Source organism: Acinetobacter sp. V2 (assembly GCF_001188385.1).
Classification (GTDB): Bacteria; Pseudomonadota; Gammaproteobacteria; order Pseudomonadales; family Moraxellaceae; genus Acinetobacter; species Acinetobacter oleivorans.
Genome location: NZ_JZFB01000001.1, coordinates 972,365 through 979,012, shown reverse-complemented (window position 1 = coordinate 979,012; position 6,648 = coordinate 972,365). Strand labels below are relative to the sequence as shown.

General features: G+C 41.0%; 8 protein-coding genes and 1 pseudogene. All 9 read left to right on the top strand.

Annotated elements, in window-relative coordinates:
* Positions 1-289, top strand: a pseudogene (locus UC75_RS20200) (acetyl-CoA C-acyltransferase); the annotation flags it as partial.
* A gap of 2 nt (positions 290-291) precedes the next feature.
* Positions 292-1,650: a 3-carboxy-cis,cis-muconate cycloisomerase gene (gene pcaB / locus UC75_RS04425; protein WP_049836839.1), complete on the top strand. Its 1,359-nt coding sequence runs from the start codon at positions 292-294 to the stop codon at positions 1,648-1,650.
* Positions 1,647-2,432: a 3-oxoadipate enol-lactonase gene (pcaD, locus tag UC75_RS04420; protein ID WP_005306050.1), complete on the top strand. Its 786-nt coding sequence runs from the start codon at positions 1,647-1,649 to the stop codon at positions 2,430-2,432. Before pcaB ends, pcaD begins: the two co-directional genes overlap by 4 nt.
* A 42-nt stretch (positions 2,433-2,474) precedes the next feature.
* Positions 2,475-3,830, top strand: a complete 1,356-nt coding sequence (locus UC75_RS04415) for an MFS transporter (protein ID WP_049836838.1) — start codon at positions 2,475-2,477, stop codon at positions 3,828-3,830.
* A 15-nt stretch (positions 3,831-3,845) separates the two neighbouring features.
* Positions 3,846-4,259 carry a 4-carboxymuconolactone decarboxylase gene (gene pcaC / locus UC75_RS04410; RefSeq protein WP_005306044.1) on the top strand — a complete coding sequence of 138 codons (414 nt, stop codon included), beginning with the start codon at positions 3,846-3,848 and terminating at the stop codon, positions 4,257-4,259.
* A 10-nt stretch (positions 4,260-4,269) separates the two neighbouring features.
* Complete coding sequence (gene pcaH, locus UC75_RS04405; protein WP_016137964.1) at positions 4,270-4,995, top strand: protocatechuate 3,4-dioxygenase subunit beta; 726 nt, start codon at positions 4,270-4,272, stop codon at positions 4,993-4,995.
* Positions 4,996-5,009: 14 nt separating this feature from the next.
* Positions 5,010-5,639, top strand: a complete 630-nt coding sequence (gene pcaG / locus UC75_RS04400; protein ID WP_049836837.1) for a protocatechuate 3,4-dioxygenase subunit alpha — start codon at positions 5,010-5,012, stop codon at positions 5,637-5,639.
* Positions 5,640-5,714: 75 nt separating this feature from the next.
* Positions 5,715-6,542 (top strand): type I 3-dehydroquinate dehydratase, encoded by an 828-nt coding sequence (gene aroD / locus UC75_RS04395; RefSeq protein WP_111854576.1) that lies wholly within the window; start codon positions 5,715-5,717, stop codon positions 6,540-6,542.
* Positions 6,543-6,561: 19 nt separating this feature from the next.
* A partial coding sequence (locus tag UC75_RS20195; protein ID WP_228137214.1) for a hypothetical protein occupies positions 6,562-6,648 on the top strand: 87 nt, incomplete at its 3' end.

Here is a 6,648-nt window from a genome sequence, read left to right as displayed (position 1 = left end):
ACTTAAACAAGCCAACCTGACTTTAGATCAGATGGATGTAATTGAGCTTAACGAAGCTTTTTCTGCACAAGCTTTAGCAGTGACCCGTGATTTAGGTTTGCCAGATGATAGCAATAAAGTAAATCCAAACGGTGGTGCAATTGCATTAGGTCATCCGCTTGGTGCATCAGGTGCACGCCTCGTGACTACAGCATTAAACCAGCTTGAGCAAACAGGTGGTCGTTATGCCTTATGTTCAATGTGTATTGGTGTGGGACAAGGTATCGCATTGATTATAGAGAGAGTCTAATCATGAGCCAGTTATATGCCAGCTTGTTTTATCAAAAAGACGTCACTGACATCTTTAGTGACTCATCTTTAATCAAATATATGATTCAGGTTGAAGTTGCGTTAGCTCAAGCACAGGCAAAAGTTGGCGTGATTCCTCAAAATGCGGCTAATACCATTGTCCAAGTAGCTGAGCAGGCAATAGAAAAGTTTGACTTTTCCGCTTTGGCTGTAGCCACAGGCTTAGCTGGAAATATTGCAATTCCATTTGTAAAGCAGTTTACGGGAATTGTTAAAGATGTAGATGAAGATGCTTCACGTTATGTGCATTGGGGCGCAACAAGTCAGGATATTTTAGACACAGCTTGTATTTTGCAATGCCGCGATGCGTTAAATATTGTGGAAGCACAACTTCAACAGTGCTACACCGCTGCATTACAACAAGCTAAGCAATATCGCTATCAAGTCATGATTGGACGTACATGGTTACAGCAAGCTTTGCCAATCACTTTAGGGCATAAGCTTGCTCGCTGGGCTTCTGCATTTAAACGTGATTTAGACCGTATACAAGCAATGAAATCACGTGTACTCACTGCTCAGTTAGGTGGTGCTGTGGGTTCATTAGCTTCTTTACAAGATCAAGGTTCATTTGTAGTGAGTGCATTTGCTCAGCAGTTGAATCTGACTGTGCCGACTAGTACATGGCATGGTGAACGTGATCGCATTGTAGAAATCGCAAGTGTGCTCGGCATCATTGTCGGGAATACGGGCAAGATGGCACGTGATTGGTCACTCATGATGCAAACCGAAATTGCAGAATTGTTTGAACCAACAGCAAAGGGTCGTGGTGGTTCATCGACCATGCCGCATAAGCGTAATCCAGTCGCAGCAGCTTCAGTACTTGCAGCAGCGAATCGTGTACCAGCACTTATGTCTAGTATCTATCAAAGTATGGTGCAGGAACATGAGCGTAGCTTAGGCGCATGGCATGCAGAATGGTTAGCAATCCCTGAAATTTTTCAGCTTTGTGCTGGAGCATTAACTCGTACTGGTGAAGTTTTACAAGGTTTCGAAGTTAATGCTGAGCATATGCAGCAGAACCTTGACTGTACCAACGGGCTGATTATGGCAGAAGCTGTGATGATGGCGCTTGCTCCAAAAATTGGACGTTTAAATGCACATCATGTTGTTGAAGCAGCTTGTAAAACAGCCGTGGCTCAAAAGCAGCATTTATCTGAGGTTGTTAGTCAGTTAGGTGAAGTAAAAGCACATTTTAGTCAAACAGAAATTTTGGAAATATTTAAAGCAGAAAACTATTTGGGCAATATTCAAGCTCAAATTGATGCTGTCCTGCAAGAAGCACAAGGAGGAGATATAAAGTGAAACAGCTTATAACCAATCGACAAGGTAAACAGCTCGCTGTATATACCGATGGATTAAAAGATGCTCCAGCACTTGTGCTATCTAACTCCTTAGGAACAGATCATGGAATGTGGCAGCCGCAAGTAGATGAGCTTAAAAGTCATTTTAATGTCATTACATACGACACACGTGGTCATGGCGAAAGTGATGTGATCGCTGAAACATCTTTACAAAATTTAGGTGAAGATGTTGCTGATATTTTAGATGCCTTAAATATTGAAAAAGCTCATTTTTGTGGCATTTCAATGGGCGGAATTACAGGGCTTTGGTTAGCTATCCATTACCCAGAGCGCTTTCTAAGCATTACTGTCGCAAATTCGGCGGCAAAAATTGGACAGGCTGAAGCGTGGTTGAGTCGCGCAGAATCAGTAGAACAAAATGGACTAGCTGAATTGGTTAAAACCACGCATACGCGTTGGTTTAGCGAAAAATTCGACTATCAACATAATGTGGTTGCACAAACGACGATTCAAAGTCTGGCAAACACACCAGCACAAGGTTATGCCAATGCTTGTCGTGCTTTAGCACATGCTGATTTAAGAGATGAAATTACACAAATCCAAGTGCCGGTATTGCTTATTGCAGGAACGGCAGATCCAGTGACAACAGTAGCAGATGCTGAGTTTATGCAGAATGCTATTAAGAACAGTCAAATTGCTAAATTAGAAGCATCTCATCTTTCTAATATTGAGCAACCACAAAGATTTACACAGGAATTGACTAGGTTTATTCAGCAAATCTAATAGCTTAGTAGTTTAAAAGGAATTGGCCTTAAGGAGGCAAATATGGCGTCTCAGGATTACGCTGCACCAAATAAAAGTATCGATGCTCAGGCATTAATTAATGATGCTCCACTCAGTAAGTATCAATGGATGATTGCAATCATCTGTTTCTTAATTATTTTTACTGATGGTATCGATACTGCTGCAATGGGTTTTATCGCTCCAGCTTTGGCTCAAGACTGGGGTGTTGATCGCTCTCAGTTAGGCCCAGTGATGAGTGCTGCACTTGGTGGAATGATTATTGGAGCTCTGGTTTCTGGCCCAACAGCTGACCGTTTTGGTCGAAAAATCGTTTTAGCTTTTTCGATGCTTGTGTTTGGTGGTTTTACTTTAGCGTCTGCTTATGCAACCAACTTAGATAGCCTTGTCGTTTTACGCTTTTTGACAGGTATTGGTTTGGGTGCAGCGATGCCAAATGCCACCACATTATTCTCTGAATACTGTCCAACACGCATTCGTTCACTGCTGGTGACATGTATGTTCTGTGGCTACAACCTAGGAATGGCAACAGGTGGCTTTATTAGTAGCTGGCTCATCCCGACCTACGGTTGGCACAGTCTATTTTTACTTGGCGGTTGGTCACCTTTGATCTTAATGATTTTAGTGATTTTTGTATTACCTGAATCTTACCGCTTTTTAATTGTTAAAGGTAAGAACCCTGAAAAAGTACGCAAGATCTTAAATCATATCGCGCCAACGCAAGTTCAAAATGCGACCGCATTCCACGTACCTGAAGAGAAAACTGAAACAGCTCAAAAGAAAAATGTTTTTGGAATTATGTTTTCTAAACCATATGCAAAAGGAACACTTTTACTTTGGTTAACCTATTTCATGGGCTTAGTGGTTGTTTACTTGCTTACAAGCTGGTTACCAACACTCATGCGTGAAACAGGTGCTTCAATGGAGCGTGCTGCATTTATTGGTGGTTTGTTCCAGTTTGGCGGTGTGGTAAGTGCATTGTTCATTGGTTGGGCGATGGATAAATTTAACCCGAACCGAGTCATTGCCATTTTCTACTTTGCTGCGGGTCTATTTGCGATTGCTGTTGGTCAAAGCTTAGGAAACTCAACATTACTTGCTGTATTGGTTCTTTGTGCAGGTATCGCAATTAATGGTGCGCAATCTTCAATGCCTGCTTTAAGTGCTCGTTTTTATCCAACGCAATGCCGTGCAACAGGTGTGTCTTGGATGACGGGTATTGGACGTTTCGGCGCGGTATTTGGTGCTTGGATTGGTGCCGTATTACTTGGTAATGATTGGTCGTTTACTGCCATTCTCAGTTTATTACTAATTCCAGCGACTGCTGCGGCTGTTGCTGTATTTGTTAAATCACTTGTTGCGCATACCGATGCAACTTAATAGAGGTCTATCACAATGAATGATGAACAACGCTATAAACAAGGCATTGAGGTGCGGACTGAAGTTTTGGGTGAAAAGCATGTTGGTCGGTCTTTGCAAAATTTAAATGACTTTAACCAAGATTTTCAAAACTTTATTAGCCGTTACGCATGGGGAGAGGTGTGGTCTCGTCCAGGCCTACCGCGTCATACACGTAGTTTAGTGACGATCGCAATTTTATTGGCGCTTGGCCGCGAAGATGAACTACGCATGCATTTACGTGCTTGTTTCAACAATGGTGTAACTAAAGAAGATTTAAAAGAGTTGATCTTACATAGCTCACTCTATGCAGGTTTACCTGCTGCAAATGCTGCAATGCATATGGCCGAAGAAGTCTTTAAAGAGTTGGGAATAGAAGTCAACTCAGTTGCAGCAAAAGAACAGGATTAAGGAGATAAAGATGTCACAACATAGCTGGGGTGCTTACGCCCAACGTAATACAGAAGACCATCCACCTGCATATGCGGAAGGTTATAAGACAAGTGTTTTACGTTCGCCAAAAAATGCATTGATCTCTATTAACGAGACTTTAACTGAAGTTACTTCACCGCATTTTTCTTCAAATTTGTTTGGCCCAAAAGATAACGATTTGATTTTGAACTATGCCAAAGATGGTTTACCAATTGGTGAGCGTGTCATTGTTCATGGTTATGTCCGTGACCAGTTTGGTCGTCCTGTTAAAAATGCACTTTTAGAAGTATGGCAAGCCAATGCTTCTGGTCGTTATCGTCATCCAAACGATAAGTTTATTGGTGCAATGGACCCTAACTTCGGTGGTTGTGGCCGTACATTAACTGACGAAAATGGTTTTTATATTTTCCGTACTATTAAACCAGGTCCATATCCGTGGCGTAACCGTATTAATGAATGGCGTCCAGCCCATATCCACTTTTCTTTAATTGCTGATGGTTGGGCTCAGCGCCTAATTTCGCAGTTTTATTTTGAAGGCGATACATTAATTGACACTTGCCCGATTTTAAAAACGATTCCTTCTGAAGATCAACGTCGTGCATTGATTGCACTAGAAGATAAAAACAACTTTATCGAAGCTGATAGCCGTTGTTACCGTTTTGACATCACTTTACGTGGACGTCGAGCGACTTACTTCGAAAATGATTTGACTTAATCGGGAGCACGAGCATGAATAACTGGAATTTTCAGGAATTAAAAGAAACTCCATCTCAAACAGGTGGTCCTTACGTTCACATTGGTTTATTGCCACAACAAGCAAATATTGAAGTGTTTGAAAACAACTTTAATAACCAGTTAGTACAAGACCAAACCAAAGGCGAGCGTATTCGTCTTGAAGGTCAAGTATTTGACGGATTAGGTTTGCCGCTACGTGATGTATTAATTGAGATTTGGCAAGCCGATGCGAATGGTATTTACCCAAGTCAGGCAGATACGCGTGAGCAAAAAGCTGATCCAGCATTTCAGGGTTGGGGCCGTACTGGTGCTGACTTTGAAACAGGTATCTGGAGCTTTAATACAATTAAGCCAGGTGCTACAGCAGGCCGTAAAGGTTCAATTCAGGCACCACATATTGCATTAGTCATTTTCGCTCGCGGTATTAACTTAGGTCTTCATACACGTGTTTATTTTGAAGATGAAGCTGAGGCAAATGGCAATGACCCAATTTTAAATAGCATTGAGTGGGCACCGCGTCGCCAAACTCTTATTGCAAAACGTTTTGAAGAAAATGGTGAAATTGTTTACCGCTTTGATATTCGTATTCAAGGCGATAACGAAACAGTATTTTTTGATATTTAAGAAACAACTAAGGCTACACATGATTGTCCATGGATGCGTGTAGCCTTTTTAAAGGATGGTATGAAAGAGATGAAAATGAAAACATTATTAAGCTTAAGTTTGCTTGCACTCCCATTTTTTACTGCACAGGTAAATGCTGAACCTGTTGCTTTAGCTACTCAAACACAACCTGCGACTACAGCAGTTAAAACAATTGTTCCAATTACAGCAAAAACCAAAGAACAAGCTTTAGCGCAAGCTCAAGTGATTGCAAATACAGCAGATGCTGATTTAGCAGAATTCCGTATCGACTTACTCAGTTTTGCAAGTGATACAAAACAAGTGATTGCATTGGGGCATGAATTAAAAAAGATTCTAGGTAATAAGCCACTAATCGCCACCATTCGTACTAAAAACGAAGGTGGTCAGCTTGAAATTAGCGATGCTGATTATGGTAAGACTTATCAGGCTTATTTAAAAAATCCGTTCATGGACTGGTTAGATGTTGAAATGTTCCGTGATCAAAAAGTCGTTTCAGAGATTGTTCAAAAAGCACATCAAAAGAAAGTATTGATTGTGATGTCTAATCATGACTTCCAAAAAACGCCAAGCCAAGATGAAATTGAAAAACGTTTGTTAAAACAAGATCAAATGGGGGCAGATATTCTAAAAATTGCCGTAATGCCAAAATCTAAACAAGACGTTTTCACTTTAATGAACGCAACTTTAAAAGTAAGTCAGCAAACCACTAAACCATTATTAACGATGTCGATGGGACAACTTGGTACGATTTCTCGTGTTGCGACTGCCAACATGGGCGGAAGTTATAGCTTTGGCATGATTGGGCAGGCTTCTGCACCAGGACAAATTGATGTGACTAAGCTCAAACAGATTTTAAAAACCGTTCAACCAACAAACCCATAAATCATAAGGATATGATGAAATGAATACATTACGTTTAACTACTCTTGCATTAGGTTTGATGGTTTCAGGAATAACTGTGGCACAAACTTATGTTGTTGACCGTTAT